This is a genomic window from Microbacterium sp. SORGH_AS_0505 (assembly GCF_030818715.1).
Lineage (GTDB): Bacteria > Actinomycetota > Actinomycetes > Actinomycetales > Microbacteriaceae > Microbacterium.
The window spans coordinates 2,775,044-2,802,021 of record NZ_JAUTAT010000001.1; the positions used below are offsets into that span (position 1 = coordinate 2,775,044).

Below are 26,978 nucleotides of genomic sequence, written 5' to 3' on the forward strand. Positions count from 1 at the left end.
GCGACAGCTCACTTCGTGCTGCAGCATCCTCCGCCGCAGCACGACGCGCCCTCGTCGAGAAGGTCGACGGCGTCCGTCTCCTCCGTCGCGTTCTGGAGCGTCGAGATCGGCTGCAGGGACGGGGTAGGCAGGTTCGAGGTGGCCATGGTCTCCATGCTACGCCCGCGTAACCCGCACCGGCGCGGTGGTCAAGGGCCTGAAGACCGGGCCGCCCGACGCCTACCGTCGACGGCATGAGCACCCTCAGCGGAAAGCGCGTCGCGTTCCTCGCGACCGACGGATTCGAAGACAGCGAGCTGACCTCCCCGTGGGAGGCAGTGACGGATGCCGGGGCCACCGCGGTCATGATCGCCCCCGAGGCGGGCACCATCACCGGCAAGAACGGGCACGAACAGTCCGTGGACGCCACGTCGGCGGATGCCGAAGCCGCCGAGTACGACGCCCTGGTCCTCCCCGGCGGCGTCGTGAACGCCGACGACCTGCGCCTGGACGCCGCGTCCGCGCGTTTCGCCCGCGATTTCTTCGCGCAGCACAAGCCGGTCGGCGCGATCTGTCACGCCGCCTGGCTCCTCGTCGAGGCCGACGTCCTCGGCGGGCGCACCCTGACGAGCTACCCCAGCCTCCGCACCGATCTCGTCAACGCGGGCGCCACCTGGCAGGACGAAGAGGTCGTGGTCGACGCCGGCCTCGTCTCGAGCCGGACTCCGGATGACCTGCCGGCGTTCAACGCGAAGCTGGTCGAGGAGATCGCCGAGGGCCCCCACGCGGCCCAGACCGTCTGACACCGGCAACCCGGCGCCCCCGTCCGCGACTCAGTCGCGCGTCGGGGGCGTCGTGCGTCGACGGGCCATCGCGAGGGCGACCACCACCACGACGGCGACCACGACGACGATGCCCCCGACGACGAACGGAACGGCCGACATCCCATCAGCACCCGCGTCCGGGGTCGCCTGCGACGACTGCAGGGGCGATGCCTGCCCGACGGCGAAGGGGATCGTGCCGCTGATCGGGTGGCCGTCGCTCGAGACGACCCGCCATTCCACGAGGTAGCCCGCCTCGGGCATACCGGAAGCCAGCGGGGCGGTCAGGGTGTTGGTGTCGATGACGGGCGCGCCATCGGTCCAGTCCTTGCCCGCGGCATCCACCACGATGACCTCGGCCCCCTCCGGCATGATCGCGGCCGAGTACGTGAGCACCACCGACGTGGGCGCTGTGCTGACCTGCTCGTCGGGCGATGGGGTGCTGCCGATGAGCTCGTCGTGCGCGAGGGCCGGAGTGGCGACTCCGAGAACCAGGAGGGCCGCGATGCCGGCGGAGACCGCCAGGATGCGGGACAGCGCGAGACGGACGGAGGCAGTGCGGGACGACGCGGCGGACATGACTCCAGCCTGCCATCGGACGCTGTGCACCTTCCGCGTCGGCGTACCGCCCGCGCGGCTGCCGAGCAACCCCCGGCGGACGCGTCGCCCCCGCGTCTACCGTGGCCGTGACGACATCCTGGAAGGACGACCACATGGACATCGACGACAGCGACGCGCAGACGAATCCGGAGGACCTCTCCCCCGACCTCGAGCGTCCCGAGGACCGCGGTGCACCCTCCGCCGAGTCGCACTACCTCGTGACGGAGCACGACGGCGTCACTCGGGTGGACATCGCCGACGACGCGACCTTCCGGCCCGGCCCCGGCCAAGGGCAGTCCGAGGCTGACGCCGAGTGACGCCGAGCCCGCCCGGGCGACGCCTCAGAGGCCGAGCAGATCCTCGGGACTGTTCCCGTACGCCGCGAGGTGATGCCGCCTCAGGCCGGCGACGGAGAACCCCCAACGCGAGGCGATCTCGCTCAGGTCGTCGACCGAGCCGATGGGCGTCCCGACCATCTCGGCACGGGCGGCGTCGAGCCTCACGGTGGTGAGGTGCTCCATCGGAGTGCGTCCGGCAGCCGAGTGCGCGCGGAAGGCGCGTCGAAGCGCCGCGCTGCCGACGCCGGCCGCCGCAGCTGCATCGTCCACCGTGATCGGCAATGACGCGTTCTGCTCGAAGAACGCGACCGCCGCGCGGTAAGCCCGCTGCTGTTGGGCGACGGTCTCCCTGCGCTCGGCGCGATCACCGATGAGGGGGAATGCCTCGAGCGTCGACACCGCGATCGAGCGGAAGAGCGACGCCCGCGCGAGGTCGTTGTCGAGGGCTGTCTCGGCGGCGAACGCCATCGCGGACGCCGACTGCCACGCGCGCAGGAGAGCGGGGTCGGCGGCACGCGTACCGTCGAAACGCACCGTGACGGTGTCGTCGTTGTAGACGGTCCGTGCGAGGTCCGTGAGAGCGTCCATCGGCAGCGCGATGACCTGCACGCGCGTGTCTTGGAGCCGGCAGGCGAGGGTCGAGCCCGGCTGGAAGAGGACCGGGTCCGCCGCGTCGCCACGTTCCCCGTCGATCTCCCATTCGTAGCGCGCGTCGCTGTGCACGACGATGATCGCGTCGAGGTCGCACTCCGCGCTGTAGCCGCCGCGGATGTTCAATCGCCGGAGCCCGAAGCGATCGTCGCCCACGCTGGACTCCTCGAACACGAGGTCCTGCGCATCGAGATCGACGCTCCCGTAACTGCGGTTGATGTACGCCTCCGCCTCGCCGAGATCGGCGGAGCGGAAATGCTCACGAAGCGCAGGCACGCTGTCCCTTTCTTCCCCGGTCGGCTGCGGTCCGACGGGACCTGATCCGAGCCTACGTCTCCCGGGCGTGCCGGGGATCGACGGCATTCTGCGCAATACGGATGAGGTGCGCATAATGGATATTACGATCCCCGAGAGGACACAGTGGGCAAGTTCATCTACAACGACCGCATCCGGGCCGAGTTCGAAGATCGGCTCCTCGCGCACCTGCAGCTCGTGATCACCACGAAGCTGCGACGTGGCGAAGCGTTCACCTTCATGTGGCGCAACGACCAGAGCCTCGGCGACGGTCGACAGGTGGTGTGGCTGCATCCCGGCGCCGACCTCAACTGGCAGTACTTCGGCAGCCGCCAGCCGACGTTGAATCCGGCGTGGCTGGACGCGCTCAGCCACGTCGCGAACTCGCCGACAGGTCTCTACGTCATCCCGGAACCGCAGGGATCCGCCACCCGCACGCCCAGCGACGCCATGGAATGACCCCGTAAAGATGATCCATGTCCAGTGAACAGGAGTCGCGCGTCGTCGATGTCACGCGCGAGGCTCTCGACGTCGACGCCGCCGCCGCTCTGCTGCAACAGGTCGCTGCGGGAGCGTCGATCCGCGAGTCGGATGATGCCTTTTCGCTGCGCCAGCGGATCGTGGGCGACGAGCGGCTGCAGGTCACGCGGTTCCAGACCACAGGCTTCCTGCACTCGCACATCGACATCCGCGGTTACGTCGGCGTGGCGCGGCTCGACGACGGAGGCCTCCGCGCCGAGTCGAACGGCTCCCGCGTGGATGTGGACGCTCCGTTCCTGCTCGGTCCGGGCTCGGCCGAGACCTGGTCCTCCGCCGTCAACGCCGAGGTCGTCGGGATCGGGCTCTCCGCGCTCGGAGCCTTCACCGGCATGGACCTCGGCAGCCACGGGCGCTTTCCGCACTCCTGCGCGCTCACGCCGGATCTGCAGCGCCACTGGGAGTCGACGATCACCCACGTCGGCCGGATCTTCGACGACGCCGCACTGCTTCACAACGACCTGATCCGTCAGGCGGCCGTCGACGCCGTGTTCGCGGCCACGATCAGCACCTTCGGCATCGATGCGGATGCCGAGAGGGCAGCCGTGGGTTCACGTGCCGTCCACCGCGCCACGGCGTTCATCGACGACAACCTCGGCGACCCCCTGAGCGTCGCGGACATCGCTGCGGCTGCGAAGCTGAGCGTCCGAGGTCTGCAGAGCGCCTTCCAGCGCACCCTCGGCGTGACGCCGGCGACGTATGTCCGGGCTCAGCGGCTGCAGGCCGTGCGACGGGACCTCGTGAGGTCGGATGCCGACGCCACGACGGTCGCCGAGGTCGCCCGGCGCTGGGGCTTCGTCCATCTCCCGCGCTTCGCTCAGCACTATCGCGTGGAGTTCGGCGAGCAGCCCCACGCGACGCTCCGACGCTGACGCGTCGCCCCGGGCTCAGTCCCAGCCGAGGTAGTCCTCGATCTGGAACGCCGTCTCACCGGGGTGCGTCATCGGGAACAGGTGTCCGGCATCCGGCAGACGGACGACACTCGTCCGGTCGGCCGCCGTCGCCTGGAGGTCGTCGCCATTCGCGGGCGGCGTGATCGGGTCCTCGGCGCCCTGGATGATGAGGATCGGCAGCGACGCGGCGAGGCTCGCCCACTCGGCGACGGGTGTCGAGGCGAGGGCGGCGCTCTGCAGTTCCTCGACATCGAGGTCGCGCGACCGCGCGAAGACGTCCCAGGCGACGGGGATGGAGATGCCGGGCCCGACCAGGGTGCGAACGGCGGCGGTGTCCGGGGCCTCGACGGGTGCCGAGAAGGCACTGTGCAGGGCGCGGGCTGCGTCGTCGTCGAGCGCGCGGGCCGCCTCGACGCCGAGCAGGAGGACACCGCTGGCGCGGCCGGGGTGGTCGAGCGCGACGGTGCGGGCGACGGCGCCACCGAACGCGTGGCCCCCGATCCATGCGGAACCGATGCCGACGTGGTCGAGGACGTCGACGACGTCCTGCGCGAGGTCGTGCATCGAGGGCACCGACTCGCCGGAACGGCGGGAGCCGATGCGGACGATCCGGAAGCCCTCCTCCTCGAGGATGCTCGCGAGCCCACCGAGGTAGGCGACGTCGAGCCCCTGCGCCGGAACGAGGACGAGGGCAGGGCCGTCGCCCTCGTCGATGAACGGGATGGCACGAGCCTCGGCGTCGAACACCTGGCGCTGAATCTGTGTCATGGGGAGGATCCTCGGTTGTTGACGCGGAACTCGACGAGAACGCCGCAATACGGGTCGGTTGCACGGAGTGCCTGACCAACAGGAAACCCTACCCGAGCGAGCACGGGCGCTCCGTCGCGCCGAGCGAGTGGGCCCTGACGGGGACCCAGCTAGCCTCGCACTATGACGAACCCGGTACCGACGAAGAAATGGTCACGAGGCATGCGAACCCGGGAACTGACCCGAGTCTTCACGCGAGCGGGGTTCGATCGACGCGGCGACGAATGGATCCTCGAGACATCCGAGCTGCGGTGGTGGGTGCACCTGGGGACCGCCAAGTTCGATCCGCATGAACACGAGCTCTCGGTGGGCGCGACCGTCTTGGAAGACGGTCAGCTCCTGGAGGACGCCATGCATGCCGTCAGCCTCGGGTTGCCGGACCTCCCCGGCGCTTCGCGACGCAGGTACCGGGACACAGATGAAGCCGCGCGGGACCCGTTGCTCCTCGATGTCGAAGCGCTGCTGATCCCCCTCATCACACGCCTCCCGTCAATCGAGTCCGTGATAGCGATGTGGCTCGCGGGAGAGATCAAGGCTTCCACGACCGCTCTCGCGAGGCCGTACCAGATCGCGCACGCTTGGAAGCTTGCGAAAGCGCACGACAAGGACGTCCTCGCCGATAGGGCGCTGCAGATGGCCGAAACGGCTCGCTGGACCCCACAGGCGCGACGGCTCCTCGTAGAGCTGGGTATGCCGATCAGCGGCCCGGTGCGGGACATCCACGGCTATTCGCTGGTCGACCGCCTCGTACAACGCGCCTACGTCCGGCGATTCAGCCCGATCACCGACGAGACCCGCTTGCCACTGTGATGTTCACGGCTCTCGGGTGACGCTCGTCGGCCCGTCACACGCCGAGATCTGTCGCGAGCCGGGCGAACCAGCGACGCTGGTAGGCGGGCAGATCGCCGCTCAAGGCTGATCGGGTACCTGCAACGACGAAATCACGTTTCCAGACGCCCGCCGTCACGAGTCCCGGGACCACCACTGTCCTCATCGGATGGTCGACCGAGGGATGGTCTATCTGTTCGAGAGACGCACCCCTGACGCCCGGTGTCGAGAAGATGCGGGTGAATATCCCGGCGGTGACCTTCGGCCGCGCGAGCAGCCAGCGCAGCAGCGGCCTGCCGGGATCGGCAGCCCAGCCGCCGACGAGCATGAGAACCGCGCCGTCATGACGTGGAGTCTCGACGACACCGCTCTCGATCCACTCGTACATCACGGCACGGCCACGATTGCGATCCCAGTGCGTGGGGTTCGACGCGAAATCGGCCGACCACCGCTCGACGAACTCTGCGACCTCGTTTGGAAAGAATGCGGGGTAGATCCACCGTGCGAACGCCTGGTCCTCGGGGATGGGCCACACCCTGGCGGCCTGACCTGCAGTCTTCGCCCCGAGGAGAACCGTGGTGGCGGCATCCCAATGCCCGGCTCTCAACCGTCCCGTCCACGCGTCGATGAACTGCCCGTGACCACCGGGATAGTCCTCCCGCAGGTCACCCAACCACGAGGCCACCGTCGATCCGAAACGGGCGTTGAGTACGGCTTTCGCCTGCCGCGTCAGCGGCGAGCACACGACACGGCGCTCCGTCGGTTCGAGACGAGCCAGCACGTGACCGATCTCGTGCGCGCGGCCGGCCCTCAGGAGCCTGCGAATCGCCTCGGTCGAGGTCACGTGGGATGTCACCCCGCTACTGTGACACGTCGTCCATCAGCGGTCGCGACTAGTTGTTGAAGCGGAACTCGACGACGTCGCCGTCCTGCATGACGTAATCCTTGCCCTCGAGGCGCGCCTTGCCTTTGGCACGTGCCTCCTGGACGGACCCCGTCGCGATGAGATCCTCGAACGAGATGACCTCCGCCTTGATGAAGCCCTTCTCGAAGTCGGTGTGGATGACCCCGGCAGCCTGCGGAGCCTTCCAGCCCTTCCCGATCGTCCAGGCGCGAGCCTCCTTGGGGCCCGCCGTCAGGTAGGTCTGCAGGCCCAGGGTGTCGAAGCCGACGCGGGCGAGCTGGTCGAGGCCCGACTCGTCCTGGCCGGTGGACGCGAGCAGCTCCGCGGCATCCTCCGGGTCGAGCTCCGCGAGCTCCGATTCGATCTTGGCGTCGAGGAAGACGGCCTGGGCGGGCGCGACGAGCGCGGCGAGCTCCGCCTTGCGCGCGGCATCCGTCAACACGGCCTCGTCGACGTTGAAGACGAAGATGAACGGCTTCGCACTGAGGAGGCCGAGCTCGCGGATCGGTGCGAGGTCGATCCCGGACGCCGCGAGCAGCTCACCGCGCTGAAGCGCATCCTGCGCGGCCTTCGCGGTCTCGAGGACCGTCGGGTCGAGCTTCTTGCCCCGGACTTCCTTCTCATAGCGGGTGATCGCCTTCTCGAGCGTCTCGAGGTCGGCGAGCTGGAGCTCCGCGTTGATCGTCTCCATGTCGTTCTTCGGGTTCACCGCGCCGTCGACGTGGACGACGTCGTCGTCCGCGAAGCCGCGAACGACCTGCGCGATCGCATCGGCTTCGCGGATGTTGGCGAGGAACTTGTTGCCGAGCCCCTCACCCTCGCTCGCGCCGCGGACGATGCCGGCGATGTCGACGAACGAGACCGTCGCGGGGAGGATTCGCTCCGAGGAGAAGATCCCGGCGAGCACGTCCAGGCGCGGGTCCGGCAGATTCACCACGCCGACGTTCGGCTCGATCGTCGCGAACGGGTAGTTCGCCGCGAGCACGTCGTTCTTGGTGAGGGCGTTGAAGAGGGTGGACTTGCCGACGTTGGGCAGTCCGACGATTCCGATGGTGAGAGCCACGGGCATCCACTCTACGCGGCGGGCGGGCCGGAGCCTGCGCCGAAGGCCGGCTGAGACCACCCGCGGCGCGCCTCCCCCTGAGCCGGGATGCCGGCGGAGAGGCTGGGCGCATGGGTCTGGACTTCACCGCGATCGACTTCGAGACGGCGAACTCCTCCAACGCCTCCGCCTGCGCCGTGGGACTCGCCCGGGTCAGAGACGGCCGGGTCGTGGCCTCTGAGGGATGGCTCATCCGCCCGCCGGCGGGTCACGACCGGTTCTTCGAGATCAACGTCGGCATCCACGGCATCCAGGCGGACGACGTTCGGACCGCAGACACGTGGGCCGACCAGCTTCCCCGCCTGCTCGACTTCGTCGGCGACGACATCCTGGTGGCCCACAACGCCGGCTTCGACATGCGGGTGCTCCGCACAGCGTGCGAGGTCACGGGTCATGCGGCACCGCCGGCTCGCTACCTCTGCAGCCTGCACGTCGCCCGGAAGACCTACGATCTGCCCTCCTACCGACTGCCCTTCGTCGCGGCCGCCGCCGGTCACCTCGATTTCGCGCATCACGATGCGACCGCCGACGCCCTGGCGTGCGCCCAGGTCGTCATCGACTCCGCCGTTCGCGCCGGCGCTGAGGACCTCGTGGAGCTCGCGATGCTGCTCGGCGTCCGCATCCCCCAGATCCCGCACCCGGTGCCCGCTTCGGCGGCCTGACTCGAGCGGGACCGCGCGGCGGCGCCTCGATGTCGGTGGCCTCCGCCACGATGGACGACATGGATGCCGCCTTCGTCACCGTCCTCGCTCTCGTGTGCCTCATCGTCGGCGCGCTCGCGGCCGGGGCGTTCATCGCCGCACGCGAGGCGAATCGCCGCGTCGGCCTGCGGGCGCGCGCGTCCGCCGCGGAAGCGGCGAGAGACGCCCTCCAGACCCAGCTCGATCAGCAGCGGGCTCTGCATCGCGACGTGACCAGCCGGGTGCACGCCGAGCAAGCCGCACGCGATGAACGCGAACGACGCGAGCAGACCGTCCTGCGCGCTCTCGCTCCCGTGCAGGAGACGCTCTCCGCCATGCAGCAGAAGGTCGACCACCTCGAGCGCGACCGGCAGGAGCAGTTCGGCTCTCTCGCCGAGCAGCTGCGGCGCTCCGCGGAATCCGACGAGGCCCTGCGCGCGACGACCGAATCGCTCGCCGGGGCGCTCCGCTCCAACGGCACCCGGGGAGTCTGGGGCGAGACGCAGTTGCGCCGTATCGTCGAGTCCGCGGGCCTCACGCGTTACGTCGACTTCGACACGCAGGCATCCATCTCCTCGGATGCCGGGAGCGGACGACCCGATCTGATCGTCCGCCTCCCCGGCCAGAAGGCGCTGGCCGTCGACGCGAAGGCCCCGTTCGACGCCTACCTCGAAGCGAGCGCGATCCCCGTCACCGCGGTCGGAGAAGAAGCGGCACGCCGATCGCGCCTGCTCGCGAAGCATGTGGCTGCCGTCCGTGCCCACATCGACGCCCTCGCGAAGAAGCGGTACTGGGCCGGGATGCCGTCGAGCCCCGAATTCGTCGTCTGCTTCATCCCGAGCGAATCGCTCCTGGCGGCCGCTCTCGAGGAGGATCCCGCGCTGCTGGAGTACGCCTTCGGCAGGCGGGTGGCACTCGCCTCCCCGGTGAACCTCTGGGCCGTCCTGAAGACGGTGGCCTACACGTGGACGCAGCAGGAGGTGTCCACCGAGGCTCGACGGCTCTTCGACCTGGGGAACGAGCTCTACCACCGACTGGGATCGCTCGCCGGACATGCGGACGACCTGCGTCGAGCCATCGAACGGACCGTCGACAGCTACAACCGATTCGCCGGGTCTCTCGAGACGCGGGTTCTGGTCAGCGCGCGGAGGTTCCCCGGAATCGACGACACGCAGCTCGAGACACTGTCCACGCCGCAGCCCATCGAATCCACGACTCGTCGGCTGACCGCGCCGGAACTCCTCGACGACATCCCCCAGCCGGCGGACCTCGGCGACCTGCGGGAGAGGCTGGAACGCGACGGGGAGGTCAGGCCGGGAAGAACGTCATGAGCCCGATGACGCTGAGGGACACGGCGACGAACGCGCCGATCATCCACCACGCACTGATCTCATGGCCGGGAGGCATGCGGCGACGCAGCAGCACGTCGGGGCGACGCGCGGGGTCGTCGACGACAGGGACCTGTGCCGTCACCGGACGTACGCCGCCCGCCGTTTGACCGACGATCGGGATCTGCCCCGTCGGCGTGACGGGCAGGTGACCGGTGAGCGAGAGCTGACCTGTGCGCGGGTCACTGGATGCGGTGGACATGGGGACTCCTGAGGGGCGGTGACGAGTGCCGGGGACCGCTGACACCACCGCCCATTGTGCCAGAGGGGACGTCCGCGATCCTGGGTTGACGCTCCGCGCGCGTGTCCGCTACAGCGCTCGGCTGCTCGTCATGGGGTCACAGCCACTTCGACGTGAGGTGCTCCGACGAGATGCGACGGAGCGTGCCCGAGGCCCCACGGAGCACCACGCTCTCGGTGTACACGAAGTCGCCGGCACGGCGCACCCCCGCCACGAGCTCGCCGTTGGTGACACCCGTCGCCACGAACAGCGTGTTGTTCCCCCGGACCAGGTCGTCCGCTTCGTACACGTGATCGTCGAGCTTCAGTCCCGCGTCGATCCCCCGTTGCTTCTCGTCGTCGTCGCGGGCCCAGAGGCGACCCTGGATGTGTCCGCCTAGCGCCTTGATGGCACAGGCGGTGACGATGCCCTCGGGGCTCCCGCCGACGCCGACGCACATGTCGGTGCGCGCGTTGTGGCGCGCCGCATTGATCCCGCCGGCAACGTCGCCGTCACTCATGAGGCGCGTTCCTGCACCGGCATCCCGGATCTCGTCGATGAGCTGAGCGTGCCGGGGCCGGTTCAACACCGACACGACGAGCTCCTCGACGGGTTTGCCGAGAGCCTTCGCGAGACGACGGATGTTCTCCGCGATCGGGAGGCGGATGTCGACGACGCCGACGCCCTCGGGTCCGGTGACGATCTTGTCCATGTAGAACACGGTGGATGCGTCGAGCATCGCGCCTCGGTCGGCGACGGCGATGACCGACAGAGCGTTGTTGCGCCCTTCCGCCGTCAGTGTGGTTCCGTCGATCGGATCGACGGCGATGTCGCACTGCGGTCCCCTGCCCGTGCCGACGCGTTCGCCGTTGAACAGCATCGGCGCGTTGTCCTTCTCGCCCTCGCCGATGACGATCACGCCGTCGAAATTGACGGTCGTGAGGAAGGCGCGCATCGCGTCGACCGCGGCGCCGTCGGCGAGCTCCTTCTTCCCCCGCCCGATGAAGGGAACGGAGCGGATCGCCGCCGCCTCGGTCGCGCGGACGAGCTCCAGCGCGAGGTTCCGGTCGGGGTGCAGAGGGCTCATATCGGCAGTCAGGCTCACCATGCGCTCAGCCTAGGACTGCCAGCCTGGTCCGCCGCCGGTTTCTCGCCCCACGGCGACGAAGGAATGCGGATTCTTTCCGATCCGGAAGAGAGGGCACCTTCTCGATCAGCAGTCACGCTCCGGAGGGGGCGGCATCCCTTCGATAGAGTTGCAGCGAATCACCGACTTCTCTGAGGAGCTGACATGCCCGTCGCCACACCCGACCAGTACGCCGACATGCTGGACCGCGCGAAGGCAGGCGGCTTCGCCTACCCCGCGATCAACGTGTCGAGCTCGCAGACCATCAACGCTGTGCTGCAGGGCCTGACCGAGGCCGGCTCCGACGGCATCCTCCAGGTGACCACCGGCGGTGCGGACTACTTCGCCGGCCACACGGTCAAGGGCCGCGCCACCGGTGCCCTCGCGTTCGCGAAGTACGTCACCGAGGTGGCGAAGAACTACCCGATCACGGTCGCCCTCCACACCGACCACTGCCCGAAGGACGCACTCCCCGGCTTCGTTCTGCCGCTCATCGAGGCCTCGGAGGCCGAGGTCAAGGCCGGCCGCAACCCGATCTTCCAGTCGCACATGTGGGACGGCTCGGCCGTTCCCCTCGACGAGAACATCGAGATCGCGAAGGACCTGCTCCCCCGCATGAAGAACATCAACGCCATCCTCGAGATCGAGGTCGGCGTCGTCGGCGGCGAAGAGGACGGTGTCCAGCACGAGGGCTCGAACGATGCGCTCTACACGACCGTCGCAGACGTGACCAAGGCCGTCGAGGCCCTCGGCCTCGGCGAGAACGGCCGCTACATCTCGGCCCTCACCTTCGGCAACGTCCACGGCGTGTACAAGCCGGGCGGCGTGAAGCTGCGCCCCGAGCTCCTCGGCGAGATCCAGGAGGGAATCGCCGCGCACTTCGGCACCGGCCCGAAGCCCCTCGACCTCGTCTTCCACGGCGGCAGCGGCTCGACCGACGAAGAGATCGCCCTGGCCGTCCAGAACGGCGTCGTGAAGATGAACATCGACACGGACACCCAGTACGCGTTCACTCGCTCGGTCGCCGGCTTCATGCTCGCGAACTACGAGGGTGTCCTGAAGCTCGACGGCGAAGTGGGTAACAAGAAGCAGTACGACCCGCGCGCCTGGGGCAAGGTCGCCGAGTCCGCGATGGCTCAGCGCGTCGTCGCCGCGACGCAGCAGCTCGGCTCAGCGGGCAAGTCGCTCGGCGTCTGATCTCCCGTTCACGACGAGGCCCCGGTCCGCATCGGACCGGGGCTTCGTCGTAGGCGGGCGGACCGTGCAGATCAGTAGCTCGACCCGCCCAGGACGTCGCGCGGGTAGAGCTCGAACCTCACCCCGTCGACGGTGAAGGCCGTGTGGAGGTGAGGGCCGGTCGAGCAGCCCGTCGATCCGACGGAACCGATGCGTTGCCCGGCGGTCACGCTCTGCCCGGTCTTGACCGAGAAGGCGCTGAGGTGCGCGTACACCTGCTCGAGCCGGCGGCCGTCGACGGTCGAGGTGACGACGACCTCCTTCTGCTTCGTGGTGTTCGGCGCCCAGGAGGGGCAGCCCGAGGTGATCCAGAGCTCGCGAACCGAGACCGTACCGCCACGCATCGCATAGATCGGTGTCCCGGTCGCGGCCGATATGTCATCGCCGCTGTGGCCGGCGTAGGTCGTGAACGTGCCCGAGGGACGCAAGGGGTAGGCCCAACCGAAACGACCGGGGACGGATGCCGCGGCTGCGGTCGCGTCCGGTTGCGCCGCCATCTTCGCGCTCGTCCACACGTCGTCCCTGTTGCCGTCGACGAGACGTAGCACACCATCGTTGCCCAGGACCGCGCCCGTGGCGCCGAGTCCGCCGGTCTCCGAGCTCCAAAGCGCGACGTCGTACTGATTCAGCAGCAGCAGCTCACCGTCCTTCGTGAAGGACAGCCTGCCGTCGAGCACGAGCGTCGTCTTCGCGGTGCGGACGAGAGCGGTCCCCCGGGTGAGCGCGACATTGCCGTCGCCGAGGATGCCGAAGGCGTACCGGCCGTCCGGCGAGGTCAGCTTCACCCCGGGCCGGAGGATGGTTCCCGGCGTCATCACGGATCCGAGCGACCACGAGACGGCGCGAGCCGCCGAGGTCGTCGTCTTCGTCTGATACCCCGCGCGACTGGCCGAGACCGAGACCGAGACCGAGCGGCCCGCGACCCCGGTCGGAACCTCCCACTCGGTTCCCGTCGCACCATCGACGGGGTTGCCGTCGACTCGCCACTGGATGTCGAGCCGGCTGGGTGCGGGCTGCCAGGAACCCGCGGTGACCGTCAGCACGTTGCCGGCGACGGCGGTACCGCTGATGGTGGGTGCGGGGGCCCGCGTGAAGGCGGCCTGGGTCGCGGCGGGCGCCACGGTGATGCTCGATGGGGAGAGTGCCCCGGGCGCTGCGGTCGCCGCACTCGGCGCAGACAGCAGCAGGGCCACGGCCGACGCCGCAGCGATCGAGAGGGAGGCGATCCTCCGGGTTCTGGTCACGGTTCTCCTCCCGAATCCGACGCGCGAGGGAGAGCCCGCACCAGCCGTAAAAGTACCAGGTCAGGCGAACGGTCTCCTACCGCTCATCCGCGTGGGCGGGAACGGCGGTCACGAGCCGAGCGCGATCCCCCGCAGGAGATCCGCGTCGCCGAACAGCGGCACGACGAGACACACGCTGACGATGAGGAACGTCACGATGGCACCCACGGGCGGAATCCACCAGCTCAGCCTCCCGCGCGACAACGACCACCACGACAGGATCGCGGTCAGCAGCCACCCCACCGCGAACACCGTCGCACCGATCCCACCCCAGAGGGCTCCCTGGTCCGTGTTGGTGAACTCGCCGCTGACGCCGGCGACCTCCATCCACGTCTTCGCGAACGAGCCGTAGTCGACCAGCTGCGGGATCGCGCCGATCACCGTGACCAATCCGTACGCGAGGAGCGCGAGGGTGATCACGCGATCGGCCATCCGCGTCGGACGCGCGGCCACGGTCGTCGCCGGTGCGGTCGGCGGATGCGGCGGATCGACGGGTGCCGCAGGCTCCGGCGTGGGCTGACGGATGGCGGCCCGCTGCTCCTCGGGCGTCGCGTACTCCCCGTACTGCGGTCGCGGTCGGGGCTCGTCGCTCACGAGCGGTTCCGCCCCCCGAGAGCGCGCTCGTCGCGGCGGCCTTCGAGGTCCTGCCGCAGTTCCTTCGGCAGTGAGAACATGAGGTCCTCCTCCGCGGTCTTCACCTCGGCCACGTCGCGGTACCCCGCTCCTGCGAGATCCTCGAGCACCTCCGTCACGAGCACCTCGGGAACCGATGCACCGGACGTCACGCCGACGGTCTGCACGCCGTCGAGCCACTCCTGCTTGATCTCATGGGAGTAGTCGACGCGATAGGCGGCCTTCGCGCCGTACTCGAGCGCGACCTCGACGAGGCGGACGCTGTTCGACGAGTTCGCCGAGCCGACGACGATGACGAGGTCGGCATCCTGCGCGACCTTCTTGATCGCGACCTGACGGTTCTGCGTCGCGTAGCAGATGTCGTCCGACGGCGGGTCCTGGAGGTTCGGGAAGCGTTCGCGGAGGCGCCGGACGGTGTCCATCGTCTCGTCGACCGACAGGGTCGTCTGCGAGAGCCACACGACCTTGTCGGGGTCCTTCACCACGACCGTGTCGGCGTCCTCCGGAGAGTTCACGATGGTCACGTGCTCGGGAGCTTCACCGGCGGTGCCCTCGACCTCCTCGTGACCGTCGTGTCCGATGAGGAGGATCTCGAAGTCGTCGCGGGCGAAGCGCACGGCCTCGCGGTGGACCTTCGTCACGAGGGGGCAGGTCGCGTCGATGGCCTGAAGACCGCGGTCCGCCGCGGCGTTCACGACGGCGGGCGAGACGCCGTGGGCGCTGAAGACGACGTGGGCGCCCTCGGGGACCTCATCGACCTCGTCGACGAAGATCGCCCCGAGAGACTCGAGCTCGGTCACGACGTGGATGTTGTGGACGATCTGCTTGCGGACGTAGACGGGTGCGCCGTAGCGCTCGAGCGCCTTCTCGACGGCGATCACCGCCCGGTCGACGCCGGCGCAGTACCCCCGAGGGGCGGCGAGGAGGACGCGCTTGTCGCCCTGGACGGGGAGGTCGACGAGCCGCCCGCGGGCTCCCGGGATACGGGGCATCGGCAGCGAAACGGCTGGTGAGGTCACCCCTCGATTGTACGAACCCCCGGCTGGGTGGGGGACGTGTAGGCCAAGATGGGTGTCCGTGACCACTTTCCAGACCGAGGCGGGAGCCGTCCCCCCGCCGGATGCGGTGCACCCGCGGGACTCCTCTCCCGACACGCCCACGTCGGTCTCCCGGCTCAACGAGACGATCCGCGACTTCGTGCAGAAGTGGGGCGCGGTCTGGGTCGAGGGTGAGATCACCGCGTGGAACCTTCGCGGCGGCCACGTGTTCGGGCGGCTGAAGGATGCCGACGCCGACGGCATGCTCTCGTTCCGCATGTGGTCTTCGACCCTGCAACGCACCCCGGGCGACCTCAAGGTGGGCGACCGCGTCGTCGCCTGCGTCAAGGCCGACTACTTCGTCAAGACCGGCGACTTCAGCTTCACCGTGTCGGCCATGCGCCACGTGGGCCTCGGCGATCAGCTCGAGCGTCTCGAACGGCTGCGGGCGACGCTGCGATCGGAGGGCCTGTTCGACGCAGCCCGCAAGAAGCCGCTCCCCTTCCTCCCGCACGTCATCGGCCTCATCACGGGCGAACGCAGCGACGCCGAGAAGGACGTCCATCGCAACGCCGAGCTGCGCTGGCCGCACGTGCGCTTCCGCACGATCCACGCGGCGGTCCAGGGCGACCGCTGCGTCCCCGAGACCCTCGCCGCGCTACGGACCCTCGACGACGACCCCGAGGTCGACGTCATCGTCATCGCCCGAGGCGGCGGCGACCCGCAGACACTGCTGGGCTTCAGCGACGAGCGACTGCTCCGAGCGGTGGCCGCGGCATCCACCCCCGTCGTCTCGGCGATCGGGCACGAGAACGACCATCCCCTCCTCGACGACGTCGCCGACCTGCGCGCATCGACGCCCACCGATGCCGCCAAGCGCGTCGTCCCCGACGTGTCGGAGCAGCGCGCCCTCGTCCAGCAGCTGCGCAGCCGAGCGCGTACCCGGCTCACCCAGCGCGTGACGCACGACATCGCCGCTCTCGCGCAGCTGCGCTCGCGTCCGGTGCTGAGAGATCCCGAGTCCCTCCTCACGAGCCGTGCGCAGGAGGTCGTCGCGCTCTCGTCACGCGGTCGCGACGTGATGGCCAGGCGGTGGGATGCCGCGGCCCGCACGACGGCGGAGCTGCGCGCATCTCTGCGCGCCCTCTCCCCCGGCGCGACCCTCGACCGGGGCTATGCCATCGCGCACCTTCCCGGCGGCGGCATCGTCCGCGACGCACAGCAGGCGCCGGCAGGCGCGGACGTCGTGGTCACCGTCGGCCGTGGATCGTTCGCTGCGCGGTCGACCGGCGAGGTGGCGGAGACGGATGCCGCCGACTCCGCGATCTAGGATGGGAGACATGACGAGCGACGCCGGGGATGTGTCGGCCCTCTCCTTCGAACAGGCCCGCGATGAGCTCGTGCAGGTCGTCGCGAAGCTGGAGCAGGGGTCACCGACCCTCGAGGAGTCGCTGTCGCTCTGGACCCGCGGTGAAGCACTGGCCGCCCGCTGCGAGGAGTGGCTCCTCGGCGCCAAACGCCGGCTCGACCAAGCCCGCCCGGATGGCGAGGCCGGGTCCTGATGGCGAGGCAGCGCATCGTCGCCGAGCTGGGACGGCCCGAGACCCCGGCGGAGACCGCCGCGCGCAAGGCGGCGGCGTCTCAGCGCTACCGGTCGAGCAAGACCTTCCGGAACCTCATCGCCGCCCTCATCGTGTGCGTGGGGATCATGGCGGTCGTCTACCTGGGCGTGCCGCGCGGGACCCCCGCCGACGTCCCCGAAGCCGATGTCGCCGCATCTGCGGCGCAGGCTGAGAAGGTCGCGGGGCACGGCGTGGTGATCCCCGATGTCCCGGATGCCTGGCGTGCCAACTCCGCGCTCGTCGAGGGCGGAGAGTGGCGCATCGTCTACGCCCCCGCTCGGGGCTATGTCGAGGTCACCCAGTCCTTCAGCGCTCCGGACGGCTGGGTCTCCCGCGAGCTGGGCGGATTCGCGCCGACCGGTACGACCACGATCGACGCAGTCGACTGGGACGTGTACGAGCTCCCGAGCCCCGTCCAGCAGATCGACTACGCGCTGGCCACCACCATCGGCTCCGACACGGTGATCATCGGCTTGTCCGAGTCCACTGATCGTTCGGCCGCCGCAACCGTCGCCGAGAGCCTCGGCGACCAGATTCGCACCCTGCGAGAGGAGGCGCGATGAGCGCACACCCGACCCCGTCCGACGTGTGGTCCTCGATGCTCGCCGGGAACCGGCGGTTCGTCGCAGGCGAACCCGAGCACCCCCGGCAGGACGCTGAGCGTCGCCACGAGCTCGCACACGTACAGCGCCCGACGGCCGCGCTTTTCGGATGCTCGGACTCCCGCCTCGCCGCGGAGATCATCTTCGACGAGGGGCTCGGAGACCTGTTCGTCATCCGCAACGCGGGGCAGGTCATCTCCGACTCCGTCGTAGGCAGCCTCGAGTACGCCGTCGCCGTGCTCGGCGTCCCCCTGATCGTGGTCCTGGGCCACGACGAATGCGGCGCCGTCCGCGCGGCGATCGACTCCACCGCACCGGATGCTCCGGCACTCCCGGCGGGGATCTGGCGCCAGGTGGCCCCCATCGTCCCCGCCGTCCGTCGCGTGCTCCAAGCATCCCCCGGCACGACATCCGCCACGGTGGACGCCGAGGAGGTCGGTCGTGAGCACCTGCGCGACACTATCGCCGGCATCCTGCACTCTTCCGAGCTCATCAGCGACGCGGTCGCCGAAGGACGCCTGGCCGTCGTCGGCGCGAACTACCGCCTGGCCGATGGGACCGCCATCCCCGACGTGGTCGTCGGCGAAGCCGGCTGACCACTCCTTTCCCACCGCACACACGTGAAGCGAGGACGTTGACCACCATGACCGACGAGACCGACTACCGCATCGAGCACGACACGATGGGTGAGGTGCGCGTACCCAAGGACGCCCTCTACGCCGCGCAGACCCAGCGAGCGGTCGAGAACTTCCCCATCTCCGGGTCCGGCCTCGAGTCGACGCAGATCGCGGCGCTGGCGCGCATCAAGAAGGCCGCAGCGCTCGCCAACAAGGACCTCGGCACGCTCGACGGAGCGATCGCCGACGCGATCGCCTGGGCGGCGGACGAAGTCGTCACCGGGGCCTACGACGCGCACTTCCCCGTGGACACGTACCAGACCGGCTCGGGCACCTCGTCGAACATGAACATGAACGAGGTGCTCGCGACGCTCGCCACCCGCAAGCTCGGCAGCCCCGTTCACCCCAACGACCACGTCAACGCGTCGCAGTCGTCGAACGACGTCTTCCCGACCTCGGTCCACATCGCGGTCACGCAGGCGCTCATCGACGACCTGATCCCGGCGCTCGACCACCTCGCCGTGGCGCTCGAAGAGAAGGCCGACGCGTGGAAGAGCGTCGTCAAGAGCGGCCGCACCCACCTCATGGATGCAACCCCGGTGACCCTCGGTCAGGAGTTCGGCGGCTACGCCCGGCAGATGCGGCTCGGCATCGAGCGCGTCCAGTCGGTCCTCCCCCGCGTGGGCGAGGTCCCCCTCGGCGGCACCGCCGTCGGCACGGGCATCAACACGCCCCTCGGCTTCCCGCAGAAGGTCATCGAGCTGCTGGCTGCCGAGACCGAGCTGCCCATCACCGAGGCGAAGGACCACTTCGAGGCTCAGGCCAACCGCGACGGTCTCGTCGAGGCATCCGGTGCGCTCCGCACCATCGCGGTGTCGCTGACGAAGATCAACAACGACATCCGCTGGATGGGCTCGGGCCCGAACACCGGCCTCGGCGAGCTGCACATCCCCGACCTCCAGCCCGGCTCCTCGATCATGCCCGGCAAGGTCAACCCGGTCGTTCCCGAAGCGACCCTCATGGTCGCGGCGCGCGTCATCGGCAACGACGCGACGGTCGCCTGGGCCGGGGCATCCGGATCGTTCGAACTGAACGTCGCGATCCCGGTGATGGGAACCGCCCTGCTCGAGTCCATCCGCCTGCTCTCCAACGCGATGCGCGTCCTGGCGGACAAGACGGTGTCCGGTCTCGAGGCGAACGTGGATCGCGCGGCCGCATACGCCGGCATGTCGCCCTCGATCGTGACGCCGCTCAACAAGCTGATCGGCTACGAAGCGGCTGCGAAGATCGCGAAGCACTCGGTCGCCAAGGGCATCACCGTCCGCGACGCCGTCATCGACCTCGGGTACGTCGAGCGGGGCGAGCTCACCGAGCAGCAGCTCGACGAGAAGCTCGACCTCCTCTCGATGACGCACCCGGGGTGATAATCGGAGCGTGAACAGCGCCGCCGCACCGCCGCGACGGGGCACGCCGGGACTCGGGATCCTTCTCGCCGTCGCCGCAGCGGGCCTCGTCGGCGTGGGTGCGGCGGCGTTCGTCGTCGTCCTGCTCGTCGCACCTCAGGCCGCGGGCTGGACGGCGTTGGCGTGGACCGTCGCGGCAGTACCGGCGCTTGCGGGCATCGGTGTCGTCGGATGGGCGGTGCTCGAGCGGCGCGGTCTCGCCGCGGCGATCACGGCCGACTCCATCGAGGGCGCGTTCGAGACCCAGCAGCGACTGCTCGACGACGTCCGGCACGAGCTGAAGACGCCCATCACGATCGTGCGCGGCCACCTGGAGATGATGGATGCCGCCGACTCCGACGACGTCGAGTCGATCCGCGCCCTCGGCATCGCGGAGCTCGACCGGATGACGCGGTTGATCGGCGACATCGACGTCCTCGCGGCGGTCGAGGGCGGACGGCTCTCGCGCGGCGACGTGGACCTCGCGGCGCTCACGCAGCGGGTCTTCGAGATGGTGGGCGTCATCGGCGACCATGCCTGGCGCGTCGAGCAGTCGGCGGACGCCGTCATCCGCGCGGACGGGGATCGCCTCCTGCAGGCGTGGGTGGCCTTGGCGGACAACGCCGCGAAGTACTCCCCCACCGGGACGGCGATCGAGATCGGCAGTGCGGTCAACGCCGCCGGCGCGCAGCTCTGGGTCCGCGATCACGGCCCCGGCATCCCTCCTGCCGTCCGTCACCGGATCTTCCGCCGCTTCGACCGCGGCGCGGGAAAACGTCACATCGGCGGGTCCGGACTGGGTCTTGCGATCGTCGATGTCATCGCCAAAGCGCATGGCGGACACTGCACTGTCGCGGACACCCCCGGCGGCGGTGCTACGTTCACCCTGGAGATACCGATCGGCACGCGTGGGGCGCTGCCGTCCCCCATCCGCGCTGGCGACGTACTGCTGCAGCGAGAGGCAACCGAATGACCCGCATCCTGATCGTCGACGACGAGCCGCACATCGTCTCGCTCGTCTCGCGTGCGGTCCACGCCGAGGGCTTCGAGGCGGTGGGCGTCGAGGACGGCCCTGACGCCCTCGAGATCGCCCTCGCCGGCGACATCGACCTCATCGTGCTCGACGTCGGGCTTCCGACGATGGACGGTTTCGAGGTGCTGCGGGAGCTCCGGGGAGCAGGGCACACGACGCCCGTCATCATGCTCACGGCACGGAGCGGCACGGACGACACGATCGAAGGACTGGATGCCGGGGCGAGCGACTACGTTCCGAAGCCGTTCGCGGTGGCCGAGCTCATGGCGCGCGTGCGATCACGCCTGCGGGACGTGGCCGCGAGTGCGCCCACCTCGCTCACCCGCGGCGATGTGACGCTCGACATCCTGGCGCGTCGAGCGAGCGTCGCGGGGCGAGAGGTGGAACTCTCCAGCCGGGAGTTCGCTCTGGCCGAGCAGTTCGTCCGGAACGCGGGCGAGGTCCTCACCCGCGAGGTCCTGCTGAGCCGCGTCTGGGGGCTGGATTTCGACCCGGGATCCAACGTCGTGGACGTCTACGTCCGGTATCTGAGGGCCAAGCTCGGAGCGGATCACATCGTCACCGTGCGCGGCGAGGGCTACCTCTGGGAGTGACCAGTGACCCGGTGACGCAGGACACCCCCGGCCGCGCGGCCGGGGGTGTCCTGCGTCCGAGGAGCTTTAGCTGAGTTCGCCGGCCTCCAGCAGGTCCGTGACGAGCGCAGCGATCGCCGAACGCTCGGAACGCACGAGCGTGACGTGTCCGAACAGGTCGTGGCCCTTGAGGGTCTCGATGACGGAGGCGATGCCGTCGTGGCGTCCGACCCGGAGGTTGTCGCGCTGGCCGACGTCGTGGGTCAGCACGACCCGGGAGTTCTGGCCGATGCGGCTGAGGACGGTGAGGAGCACGTTCCGCTCGAGGGACTGCGCCTCGTCCACGATCACGAACGCATCGTGGAGCGAGCGTCCGCGGATGTGGGTGAGCGGCATGACCTCGAGCATGCCGCGCGCGACGACCTCCTCGAGGACGTTGCCCGTGACCACCGAGCCGAGGGTGTCGAACACCGCCTGACCCCACGGGTTCATCTTCTCCTGCGCGTCGCCCGGGAGGTAGCCGAGCTCCTGCCCGCCGACGGCGAACAGCGGGCGGAAGACGATGATCTTCTTCTGCTGCTGCTGCTCGAGGACCGACTGGAGCCCCGCGCAGAGCGCGAGAGCCGACTTCCCCGTGCCGGCGCGCCCGCCGAGTGACACGATCCCGACCTCCGGGTCCAGCAGCAGGTCGATGGCGATGCGCTGCTCCGCCGATCGGCCGTGCAGACCGAAGACGTCGCGATCGCCGCGGACGAGCTTGTACGACCCGTCGCCGGTCACGCGGCCGAGCGCCGACCCGCGCTCCGAATGGATGACGAGGCCCGTGTTGACCGGAAGACCCCGCACATCCTCGCTCACTCCGACCTCGCTGTCGTAGAGGTCGCTGACCTCGTCGCCGGAGAGGTCGATCGAGGCGATCCCCGTCCACCCCGAGTCGACGGCCTGCTCGGCGAGGTACTCCTCCGCGTTGAGGCCGAGCGACGCGGCCTTCACCCGCATCGGCAGATCCTTCGACACGACGGTGACGGCCTGTCCCTCCTGGCTGAGGTGCATGGCGACCGACAGGATCCTCGTGTCGTTGTCGCCGAGCCGCATGCCGGCGGGGAGGACGGTGGGGTCGGTGTTCGTCAGCTCGACACGCAGGGTCCCGTCGGCACCGACGGGGACCGGGAAGTCCAGACGGCCGTGCTCGACGCGCAGCTCGTCCAGGTGGCGCAGGGCCTGGCGGGCGAAGTACCCGATTTCGGGGTCGTGGCGCTTGCGCTCCAACTCCGTGACGACGACGACCGGCAGCACGACGGAATGCTCGGCGAAACGGAACAGCGCGCGCGGATCGCTCAGCAGGACGGAGGTGTCCAGCACGTAGGTGCGGAGTTCCTGGTCCTGAGCCGCCTCCACGGACTCGTGCTGGCGACGCTGCTTCTCAGGTGCTCGTGTAGTCACAACCCACTCCCGCCCCGGGTGGGAACCCACCCGGCAGTCACGAGTCGACCAGGGGTCACGAGTCGTGAGAGGCCGACTCGAACAGGCGCTCTGCCCGTTGGGATGAACCTAGGGTCGCCCGGCGACGCGGCACGGTCGCGACACGCCGCCGGATGTGTCCGACGCGTGAACTCTCCGTGTTAGGGCTCGAGTGGAAGCGGAACAGAGGGAGGCGTCACGACGGGGCCGACGCGTGACGCCGCCAGCGCGGCATCCAGCAGCCCGAACACATCGTCCGATGTCCCCGCGTGCGGCGAGATCCGGACGATCCCGCCGCGGACGGTCGCGGTGATCCCGGCGTTGACCAGTCCCGCAGCGATGGCGCCCGTGCGTTCCGGCTCCGGAGTCAGGGCGACGATCCCCGCGTGGCGATCGCGATCGGTCAGCACCGGGATGCCGTGGCTGTCGGCGATCTCCATCACGCGGCGAGCCTTCTCGGCGACGAGCGCGGCGATGGCCGGCACCCCGGCATCCGTCACCTCCCGGAGCGCGGCACTCAATCGTCCCGCCGCCTGAGGGTCGGGGCGGGAGATCGCGTAGGCGGCGGCACCGTCGCGGGGTTCTCCCACCTCGAGGTCGCCGAGCTCGGCCGCAGTGCCGGCGACTCCGGCCAGGACGGGAGTGATGCGTTCGCGGGCGCGGGCCGAGAATCGGGCGAACCCGGTGCCCCGGCCCGCGCGGATCCACTTGTACCCGTGCCCGGCGACGACGTCCGCCGCCGCCCAGTCGGTGTCGACGACGCCGAAGCCCTGGATGGCGTCGACGATCAGCAGTCGATCGCCGACGACCTCGCGGAGGGCCGGCAGGTCGGCGACGTACCCGGTCCGGTAGTCCACGAGGCTGACCGCGACGGCCGTCACCTCGTCGGTGAGGGCGGCGCGGACGGCGTCGGGGGTCACACGCGTGATCGTTCGATCGAGCTCGCGCACGCTCAGCAGATCTCGGAGGTCCGCGGCGCGGCGCGCCGCGACCGGGATCGTCGGGTACTCGTTCGGGGAGAGGAGGACGGTTCCCGACAGCCCGAACAGGGCGTGGAACATCGCGTCGGTCGTCGAGGGTGCAAGGGTGACCTCGTCGGCATCCGCGCCCAGCATCGACGCCACGAGCGCGCGAGCCTCGTCGACATGCGACGCGACGAGGTCGATGCCGGACGGCCGTCCCGACGCCGAGAGCTCCTCGTCGGCTCGTGCCTCTTCACGGACCGCGACGGACAGCGGGCCGAACGAGGCCCAGTTGAGGTAGCCCGTCTCGACCTCGAAGCCGGCCAGATAGGACTGCAGATCACTCACCGACAGATTTTCCCACGGATGCCGCTGGTGCGACCTCCGCAGCGCCTCGGAGAATAAGCGCCTCGGGGAATCAGCTCCCGAAGCGCCGGTCCCGGTCGCCGAAATCGCGGATCGCGCGGAGGAAGTCCACCTCTCGGAGGTCGGGACCGAGAGCCTCGACGAAGTAGAACTCGCTGTGCGCCGACTGCCACAGCAGGAAATCGCTCAGACGCTGCTCGCCCGACGTGCGGATCACGAGATCCGGATCCGGTTGACCGCCGGTGTACAGGTGCTCGCCGATCTGCTCGGGTGTGAGGCTCTCGGCGAGTTCGGTGAGCGACCCGCCCTTCTCGTTGTGCTTCGCGATGATGCTCCGGACGGCATCGACGATCTCGCCCCTGCCGCCGTAACCGACCGCGAGGTTGACGTGCAGTCCCGTGTTCTCGCGTGTCCGCTCCTCAGCTGTGCGGAGGCCCGCGGCGAGGTCGGGCGGCAGGATCTCGGCGCGGCCCACGTGCTTCACCCGCCAGCCGGGCTCGTGCGAGAGGGTCTCGGCGAGGTCGGCGATGATCTCGATGAGATCGGTGAGCTCCTGCGAATCGCGCTTGACGAGGTTGTCGGTGGAGAGCAGATACAGCGACACGACCTGGATGCCGAGCTCGTCGCACCACCGCAGGAATTCGTGCATCTTCGCGGCGCCGGCGCGGTGACCGTGCGAGACCGTCGTGAAACCGAGTTGCCTCGCCCACCGACGGTTGCCGTCGATCATCATCGCCACATGGTGTGGGACCGTCCCCGCCTCGATCTCCCGCCGCAGCCTCGAGCTGTACAGGCGGTAGAGGAGCCCTCGGCCTTGGGTCGAGGATGCGCGGGTCACAGGGATACGCTACTCCGACCGCACCGCCAGGACGGGATGGCCGCGTATTCAGCGGTGGGTATGACGGCGCGCGTAGGCTCAGCCCTGTGACCCGACACCTTTCCGACGACGGGGCCGAGATGCCTCAGCTGCCCCTCCTCGAAGCGGCGGCGGTCGACACCCAGGTCGAGATCCGACCGACCTGGCGCGGGTGGATCCATGCCGGGACCTTCCCTGTCGCGATCGCCGCCGGGATCGTGCTGATCACCCTGGCGCAGGGTGCTCCCGCCAAATGGGCGGCTGCCGTGTTCATGGCGACGTCGCTGCTGCTGTTCGGCAACTCGGCGCTGTATCACCGCTTCGATTGGGGCCCGCGGACCAAGATCGTCCTCAAGCGGATCGACCACGCGAACATCCTGCTGCTTATCGCCGGCACCTACACACCGATCGCCACGCTCGCCCTGTTGCCCCCGCAGGGCACGCTGCTGCTCATCCTGGTCTGGTCCGGTGCCCTGCTCGGCATCCTCTTCCGGGTCTTCTGGATCGGCGCTCCGCGATGGCTGTACGTCGCCCTGTATCTGCTCCTCGGGTGGGCGGCCGTCATGTACCTCGGCGACCTGCTTCGGGCGAGCGTCGCGATGATGGTGCTCGTGATCGTCGGGGGTCTGCTGTACACAGGCGGAGCGATCGTCTACGCCCTCAAGCGCCCCAACCCGTGGCCGGGGCACTTCGGATTCCACGAGATCTTCCACGTCTGCACGGTCCTGGCGTTCCTCTGCCACTGGGCCGCGTGTCTGCTGATCTCGCTCGAGCCGCTCAGCCCTTCGTTGGGCCTTCCGGCCTGATCTCGCCCGAGCCGCTCCCGTCGTTCCCGTCGGGAACGTCGCCCTCCCGCGCGGCGGCCTCCTCGGCGTCGAGCATCTCGTTGACGTCCGAGCGGTACTGCGCGCGCCGGATGCGACGGAGCATGTCGATTGCGAGGAGCACGATCACGACGGCGACGAGCGCGATCGCGATGAACCCCGCGACGCCGGGCGTCACCGCCTCGGCCGGCGGACCGGTGGGGGTGGGCGACGGGGTGGCGGCGAGCCATCGCAGATCCGGCATGTGACCTCATTCCTCAGCCAGAGCGAATAGCCTGGGATTCCAGCCTAGAACGGATGCCGCATGACCCCGACCGACCTCGACCGCAAGCTCGCGGAGCGGTACGGACGCACCCGGTCGTCCGCATCCCGGCGCCTGACCTGGGTGATCGTCGGTGTCGTCGCCGTCGCCGCCACCGGGCTGCTGGGGTGGTCGACCGTCTCGAACGCGATCAACTCGGTGGACGCCGACGCGACCGGATTCGACGTCGTGGACGAGCACTCCGTCGAGGTCCGGTTCCAGGTGTCCATCCGACCCGACACAGAGGTCGCGTGCGCGCTCGAGGCGCAGGATCCCGATCACGGGATCGTCGGCTTCAAGGTCGTGGAGCTCGCTCCCTCGACCGATCACACGCGCACCCTCATCGAACGCATCCCGACCACCGCAGAGGCGACGACGGGTTTTGTCCGCTCCTGCTGGATCCTCTAAGCTGAGGGTTCTCGCGCCCCGGTGACTTGCCGGGGCGTTTGGCTTACCCATCGACCGCACCGGGAGATCACGTGTCCGAGACGTTCCTGACCCAGGAGGCCTACGACCGCCTCGCCGCCGAGCTCGAGCAGCTCTCGACGGCGGGCCGTGAGGAGATCGCCAAGCGCATCGAAGCCGCGCGCGAAGAGGGCGACCTCAAGGAGAACGGCGGCTACCACGCGGCGAAGGACGAGCAGGGCAAGCAGGAGGCGCGCATCCGCACCCTCCAGCAGCTGCTGAAGGACGCGAAGGTCGGCGTCGCACCGGAGTCCGACGGCACGGTCCTGTCAGGCACGGTCGTCACGGCGATCGTCGCCGGCGGTGAAGAGGTCTTCCTCCTCGGCAACCGCGAGATCGGCGCCAACAGCGAATTGGACGTCTACAGCGAGGCATCCCCCCTCGGCGAGGCCATCATGGGCCTGCGCGAGGGCGAGAAGACGAGCTACACCGCGCCGAACGGCAAGGAGATCTCGGTCGAGATCGTCAAGGTCGAGACCTACTCGGGTCAGTGACGCG

33 protein-coding genes are annotated in these 26,978 nt (G+C 69.4%); 18 read left to right on the top strand and 15 right to left on the bottom strand.

Annotated features, from left to right (window positions below; translation table 11 throughout):
* Positions 1 to 8 precede the first annotated feature (8 nt).
* Positions 9 to 146, bottom strand: coding sequence for a hypothetical protein (locus QE428_RS13855; RefSeq protein WP_307470340.1), 138 nt, complete (start codon positions 144 to 146; stop codon positions 9 to 11).
* 87 nt (positions 147 to 233) lie between these two features.
* Here QE428_RS13855 and QE428_RS13860 point away from each other — a divergent pair, with 87 nt between their 5' ends.
* On the top strand, positions 234 to 782 hold the full coding sequence (locus QE428_RS13860) for a type 1 glutamine amidotransferase domain-containing protein (protein WP_307470342.1): 549 nt from the start codon (positions 234 to 236) through the stop codon (positions 780 to 782).
* Between the two features lie 30 nt (positions 783 to 812).
* Here the strand turns inward: QE428_RS13860 and QE428_RS13865 are convergent, their stop codons facing one another.
* Positions 813 to 1,379: a copper resistance CopC family protein gene (locus QE428_RS13865; RefSeq protein WP_307470344.1), complete on the bottom strand. Its 567-nt coding sequence runs from the start codon at positions 1,377 to 1,379 to the stop codon at positions 813 to 815.
* A 107-nt stretch (positions 1,380 to 1,486) separates the two neighbouring features.
* Here QE428_RS13865 and QE428_RS13870 point away from each other — a divergent pair, with 107 nt between their 5' ends.
* The gene (locus QE428_RS13870; RefSeq protein WP_307470346.1) at positions 1,487 to 1,717 is read left to right on the top strand and encodes a hypothetical protein; all 231 of its coding nucleotides are present in this window, start codon (positions 1,487 to 1,489) and stop codon (positions 1,715 to 1,717) included.
* Positions 1,718 to 1,741: 24 nt separating this feature from the next.
* On the opposite strand, the gene QE428_RS13875 is transcribed toward QE428_RS13870, so the two are convergent.
* Positions 1,742 to 2,665: a helix-turn-helix domain-containing protein gene (locus QE428_RS13875; protein ID WP_307470348.1), complete on the bottom strand. Its 924-nt coding sequence runs from the start codon at positions 2,663 to 2,665 to the stop codon at positions 1,742 to 1,744.
* A 144-nt stretch (positions 2,666 to 2,809) separates the two neighbouring features.
* Here QE428_RS13875 and QE428_RS13880 point away from each other — a divergent pair, with 144 nt between their 5' ends.
* Complete coding sequence (locus QE428_RS13880; RefSeq protein ID WP_091354551.1) at positions 2,810 to 3,142, top strand: ATP-dependent DNA ligase; 333 nt, start codon at positions 2,810 to 2,812, stop codon at positions 3,140 to 3,142.
* A gap of 17 nt (positions 3,143 to 3,159) precedes the next feature.
* On the top strand, positions 3,160 to 4,092 hold the full coding sequence (locus QE428_RS13885; protein WP_307470351.1) for an AraC family transcriptional regulator: 933 nt from the start codon (positions 3,160 to 3,162) through the stop codon (positions 4,090 to 4,092).
* 15 nt (positions 4,093 to 4,107) lie between these two features.
* Here the strand turns inward: QE428_RS13885 and QE428_RS13890 are convergent, their stop codons facing one another.
* Positions 4,108 to 4,881, bottom strand: a complete 774-nt coding sequence (locus QE428_RS13890; protein WP_307470353.1) for an alpha/beta fold hydrolase — start codon at positions 4,879 to 4,881, stop codon at positions 4,108 to 4,110.
* 345 nt (positions 4,882 to 5,226) lie between these two features.
* Between QE428_RS13890 and QE428_RS13895 the strand changes: the two genes are divergently transcribed.
* Entirely contained in the window at positions 5,227 to 5,730 is a 504-nt protein-coding gene (locus QE428_RS13895; protein WP_307470354.1) for a hypothetical protein, read from the top strand.
* Between the two features lie 34 nt (positions 5,731 to 5,764).
* Here QE428_RS13895 and QE428_RS13900 read toward each other — a convergent pair whose 3' ends face one another.
* Positions 5,765 to 6,604, bottom strand: coding sequence for a hypothetical protein (locus QE428_RS13900; protein WP_307470356.1), 840 nt, complete (start codon positions 6,602 to 6,604; stop codon positions 5,765 to 5,767).
* A gap of 37 nt (positions 6,605 to 6,641) precedes the next feature.
* On the bottom strand, positions 6,642 to 7,715 hold the full coding sequence (ychF, locus tag QE428_RS13905) for a redox-regulated ATPase YchF (RefSeq protein WP_307470358.1): 1,074 nt from the start codon (positions 7,713 to 7,715) through the stop codon (positions 6,642 to 6,644).
* 110 nt (positions 7,716 to 7,825) lie between these two features.
* On the opposite strand from ychF, the gene QE428_RS13910 reads away from it, so the two are divergent.
* Together QE428_RS13910 and QE428_RS13915 are read left to right on the top strand one after the other, a co-directional pair.
* The gene (locus QE428_RS13910; RefSeq protein ID WP_091354569.1) at positions 7,826 to 8,416 is read left to right on the top strand and encodes a 3'-5' exonuclease; all 591 of its coding nucleotides are present in this window, start codon (positions 7,826 to 7,828) and stop codon (positions 8,414 to 8,416) included.
* A 29-nt stretch (positions 8,417 to 8,445) separates the two neighbouring features.
* The gene (locus QE428_RS13915; RefSeq protein WP_307470359.1) at positions 8,446 to 9,765 is read left to right on the top strand and encodes a DNA recombination protein RmuC; all 1,320 of its coding nucleotides are present in this window, start codon (positions 8,446 to 8,448) and stop codon (positions 9,763 to 9,765) included.
* Here QE428_RS13915 and QE428_RS13920 read toward each other — a convergent pair.
* Positions 9,743 to 10,024, bottom strand: a complete 282-nt coding sequence (locus QE428_RS13920; protein WP_091354578.1) for a hypothetical protein — start codon at positions 10,022 to 10,024, stop codon at positions 9,743 to 9,745. The two genes, QE428_RS13915 and QE428_RS13920, sit on opposite strands and share 23 nt — an antisense overlap.
* 136 nt (positions 10,025 to 10,160) lie before the next feature.
* Entirely contained in the window at positions 10,161 to 11,150 is a 990-nt protein-coding gene (gene glpX, locus QE428_RS13925) for a class II fructose-bisphosphatase (RefSeq protein WP_307470361.1), read from the bottom strand.
* Between the two features lie 183 nt (positions 11,151 to 11,333).
* On the opposite strand from glpX, the gene fbaA reads away from it, so the two are divergent.
* On the top strand, positions 11,334 to 12,365 hold the full coding sequence (gene fbaA, locus QE428_RS13930) for a class II fructose-bisphosphate aldolase (protein WP_307470363.1): 1,032 nt from the start codon (positions 11,334 to 11,336) through the stop codon (positions 12,363 to 12,365).
* 71 nt (positions 12,366 to 12,436) lie between these two features.
* Here the strand turns inward: fbaA and QE428_RS13935 are convergent, their stop codons facing one another.
* From QE428_RS13935 to QE428_RS13945, 3 genes are all read right to left on the bottom strand, one after another.
* Entirely contained in the window at positions 12,437 to 13,648 is a 1,212-nt protein-coding gene (locus QE428_RS13935) for a M23 family metallopeptidase (protein WP_307470365.1), read from the bottom strand.
* A 108-nt stretch (positions 13,649 to 13,756) separates the two neighbouring features.
* Complete coding sequence (locus QE428_RS13940) at positions 13,757 to 14,281, bottom strand: DUF6264 family protein (RefSeq protein WP_307470367.1); 525 nt, start codon at positions 14,279 to 14,281, stop codon at positions 13,757 to 13,759.
* Positions 14,278 to 15,312 carry a 4-hydroxy-3-methylbut-2-enyl diphosphate reductase gene (locus QE428_RS13945; RefSeq protein WP_091354594.1) on the bottom strand — a complete coding sequence of 345 codons (1,035 nt, stop codon included), beginning with the start codon at positions 15,310 to 15,312 and terminating at the stop codon, positions 14,278 to 14,280. Before QE428_RS13945 ends, QE428_RS13940 begins: the two co-directional genes overlap by 4 nt.
* 85 nt (positions 15,313 to 15,397) lie before the next feature.
* On the opposite strand from QE428_RS13945, the gene xseA reads away from it, so the two are divergent.
* From xseA to QE428_RS13980, 7 genes are read left to right on the top strand one after another with little or no spacing between them, the layout of a single operon-like run.
* Positions 15,398 to 16,687 (top strand): exodeoxyribonuclease VII large subunit, encoded by a 1,290-nt coding sequence (xseA, locus tag QE428_RS13950; protein ID WP_307470369.1) that lies wholly within the window; start codon positions 15,398 to 15,400, stop codon positions 16,685 to 16,687.
* Positions 16,688 to 16,697: 10 nt separating this feature from the next.
* Positions 16,698 to 16,919, top strand: coding sequence for an exodeoxyribonuclease VII small subunit (locus QE428_RS13955; RefSeq protein ID WP_307470371.1), 222 nt, complete (start codon positions 16,698 to 16,700; stop codon positions 16,917 to 16,919).
* Complete coding sequence (locus QE428_RS13960) at positions 16,919 to 17,542, top strand: DUF4245 family protein (protein ID WP_307470373.1); 624 nt, start codon at positions 16,919 to 16,921, stop codon at positions 17,540 to 17,542. The genes QE428_RS13955 and QE428_RS13960 overlap by 1 nt, the downstream gene beginning before the upstream one ends.
* Entirely contained in the window at positions 17,539 to 18,177 is a 639-nt protein-coding gene (locus tag QE428_RS13965) for a carbonic anhydrase (protein WP_091354600.1), read from the top strand. Before QE428_RS13960 ends, QE428_RS13965 begins: the two co-directional genes overlap by 4 nt.
* Before the next feature lie 47 nt (positions 18,178 to 18,224).
* Positions 18,225 to 19,622 (top strand): class II fumarate hydratase, encoded by a 1,398-nt coding sequence (locus QE428_RS13970; RefSeq protein WP_307470375.1) that lies wholly within the window; start codon positions 18,225 to 18,227, stop codon positions 19,620 to 19,622.
* 10 nt (positions 19,623 to 19,632) lie between these two features.
* Positions 19,633 to 20,613 (top strand): cell wall metabolism sensor histidine kinase WalK, encoded by a 981-nt coding sequence (locus tag QE428_RS13975; protein WP_307470377.1) that lies wholly within the window; start codon positions 19,633 to 19,635, stop codon positions 20,611 to 20,613.
* The gene (locus QE428_RS13980) at positions 20,610 to 21,266 is read left to right on the top strand and encodes a response regulator transcription factor (protein ID WP_091354606.1); all 657 of its coding nucleotides are present in this window, start codon (positions 20,610 to 20,612) and stop codon (positions 21,264 to 21,266) included. Before QE428_RS13975 ends, QE428_RS13980 begins: the two co-directional genes overlap by 4 nt.
* 66 nt (positions 21,267 to 21,332) lie before the next feature.
* Here QE428_RS13980 and QE428_RS13985 read toward each other — a convergent pair whose 3' ends face one another.
* From QE428_RS13985 to QE428_RS13995, 3 genes are all read right to left on the bottom strand, one after another.
* A complete protein-coding gene (locus QE428_RS13985) occupies positions 21,333 to 22,688 on the bottom strand; it encodes a PhoH family protein (RefSeq protein WP_307470379.1) in 1,356 nt (451 codons plus the stop codon).
* A gap of 179 nt (positions 22,689 to 22,867) precedes the next feature.
* Entirely contained in the window at positions 22,868 to 24,016 is a 1,149-nt protein-coding gene (locus QE428_RS13990) for an aminotransferase class V-fold PLP-dependent enzyme (protein WP_307470381.1), read from the bottom strand.
* A gap of 70 nt (positions 24,017 to 24,086) precedes the next feature.
* A complete protein-coding gene (locus QE428_RS13995) occupies positions 24,087 to 24,872 on the bottom strand; it encodes an isoprenyl transferase (RefSeq protein WP_091354618.1) in 786 nt (261 codons plus the stop codon).
* 119 nt (positions 24,873 to 24,991) lie between these two features.
* Between QE428_RS13995 and QE428_RS14000 the strand changes: the two genes are divergently transcribed.
* Positions 24,992 to 25,696, top strand: a complete 705-nt coding sequence (locus tag QE428_RS14000; protein WP_307470775.1) for a hemolysin III family protein — start codon at positions 24,992 to 24,994, stop codon at positions 25,694 to 25,696.
* On the opposite strand, the gene QE428_RS14005 is transcribed toward QE428_RS14000, so the two are convergent.
* A complete protein-coding gene (locus QE428_RS14005; protein WP_133399815.1) occupies positions 25,668 to 25,958 on the bottom strand; it encodes a hypothetical protein in 291 nt (96 codons plus the stop codon). The two genes, QE428_RS14000 and QE428_RS14005, sit on opposite strands and share 29 nt — an antisense overlap.
* A 60-nt stretch (positions 25,959 to 26,018) precedes the next feature.
* On the opposite strand from QE428_RS14005, the gene QE428_RS14010 reads away from it, so the two are divergent.
* Both QE428_RS14010 and greA read left to right on the top strand, forming a co-directional pair.
* The gene (locus QE428_RS14010) at positions 26,019 to 26,423 is read left to right on the top strand and encodes a DUF4307 domain-containing protein (RefSeq protein WP_307470383.1); all 405 of its coding nucleotides are present in this window, start codon (positions 26,019 to 26,021) and stop codon (positions 26,421 to 26,423) included.
* A gap of 71 nt (positions 26,424 to 26,494) precedes the next feature.
* Positions 26,495 to 26,974, top strand: a complete 480-nt coding sequence (gene greA, locus QE428_RS14015) for a transcription elongation factor GreA (protein WP_091354631.1) — start codon at positions 26,495 to 26,497, stop codon at positions 26,972 to 26,974.
* Positions 26,975 to 26,978 lie beyond the last annotated feature (4 nt).

Bases quoted from the DNA above. Each gene is read 5' to 3' on its own strand.
- QE428_RS13855 (WP_307470340.1), bottom strand. From the start codon at position 146: ATGGCCACCTCGAACCTGCCTACCCCGTCCCTGCAGCCGATCTCGACG.
- QE428_RS13860 (WP_307470342.1), top strand. From the start codon at position 234: ATGAGCACCCTCAGCGGAAAGCGCGTCGCGTTCCTCGCGACCGACGGA.
- QE428_RS13865 (WP_307470344.1), bottom strand. From the start codon at position 1,379: ATGTCCGCCGCGTCGTCCCGCACTGCCTCCGTCCGTCTCGCGCTGTCC.
- QE428_RS13885 (WP_307470351.1), top strand. From the start codon at position 3,160: ATGTCCAGTGAACAGGAGTCGCGCGTCGTCGATGTCACGCGCGAGGCT.
- QE428_RS13890 (WP_307470353.1), bottom strand. From the start codon at position 4,881: ATGACACAGATTCAGCGCCAGGTGTTCGACGCCGAGGCTCGTGCCATC.
- QE428_RS13910 (WP_091354569.1), top strand. From the start codon at position 7,826: ATGGGTCTGGACTTCACCGCGATCGACTTCGAGACGGCGAACTCCTCC.
- QE428_RS13915 (WP_307470359.1), top strand. From the start codon at position 8,446: ATGTCGGTGGCCTCCGCCACGATGGACGACATGGATGCCGCCTTCGTC.
- QE428_RS13920 (WP_091354578.1), bottom strand. From the start codon at position 10,024: ATGTCCACCGCATCCAGTGACCCGCGCACAGGTCAGCTCTCGCTCACC.
- glpX (WP_307470361.1), bottom strand. From the start codon at position 11,150: ATGGTGAGCCTGACTGCCGATATGAGCCCTCTGCACCCCGACCGGAAC.
- fbaA (WP_307470363.1), top strand. From the start codon at position 11,334: ATGCCCGTCGCCACACCCGACCAGTACGCCGACATGCTGGACCGCGCG.
- QE428_RS13945 (WP_091354594.1), bottom strand. From the start codon at position 15,312: ATGCCCCGTATCCCGGGAGCCCGCGGGCGGCTCGTCGACCTCCCCGTC.
- QE428_RS13955 (WP_307470371.1), top strand. From the start codon at position 16,698: ATGACGAGCGACGCCGGGGATGTGTCGGCCCTCTCCTTCGAACAGGCC.
- QE428_RS13960 (WP_307470373.1), top strand. From the start codon at position 16,919: ATGGCGAGGCAGCGCATCGTCGCCGAGCTGGGACGGCCCGAGACCCCG.
- QE428_RS13965 (WP_091354600.1), top strand. From the start codon at position 17,539: ATGAGCGCACACCCGACCCCGTCCGACGTGTGGTCCTCGATGCTCGCC.
- QE428_RS13970 (WP_307470375.1), top strand. From the start codon at position 18,225: ATGACCGACGAGACCGACTACCGCATCGAGCACGACACGATGGGTGAG.
- QE428_RS13980 (WP_091354606.1), top strand. From the start codon at position 20,610: ATGACCCGCATCCTGATCGTCGACGACGAGCCGCACATCGTCTCGCTC.
- QE428_RS14000 (WP_307470775.1), top strand. From the start codon at position 24,992: ATGCCTCAGCTGCCCCTCCTCGAAGCGGCGGCGGTCGACACCCAGGTC.
- QE428_RS14005 (WP_133399815.1), bottom strand. From the start codon at position 25,958: ATGCCGGATCTGCGATGGCTCGCCGCCACCCCGTCGCCCACCCCCACC.
- QE428_RS14010 (WP_307470383.1), top strand. From the start codon at position 26,019: ATGACCCCGACCGACCTCGACCGCAAGCTCGCGGAGCGGTACGGACGC.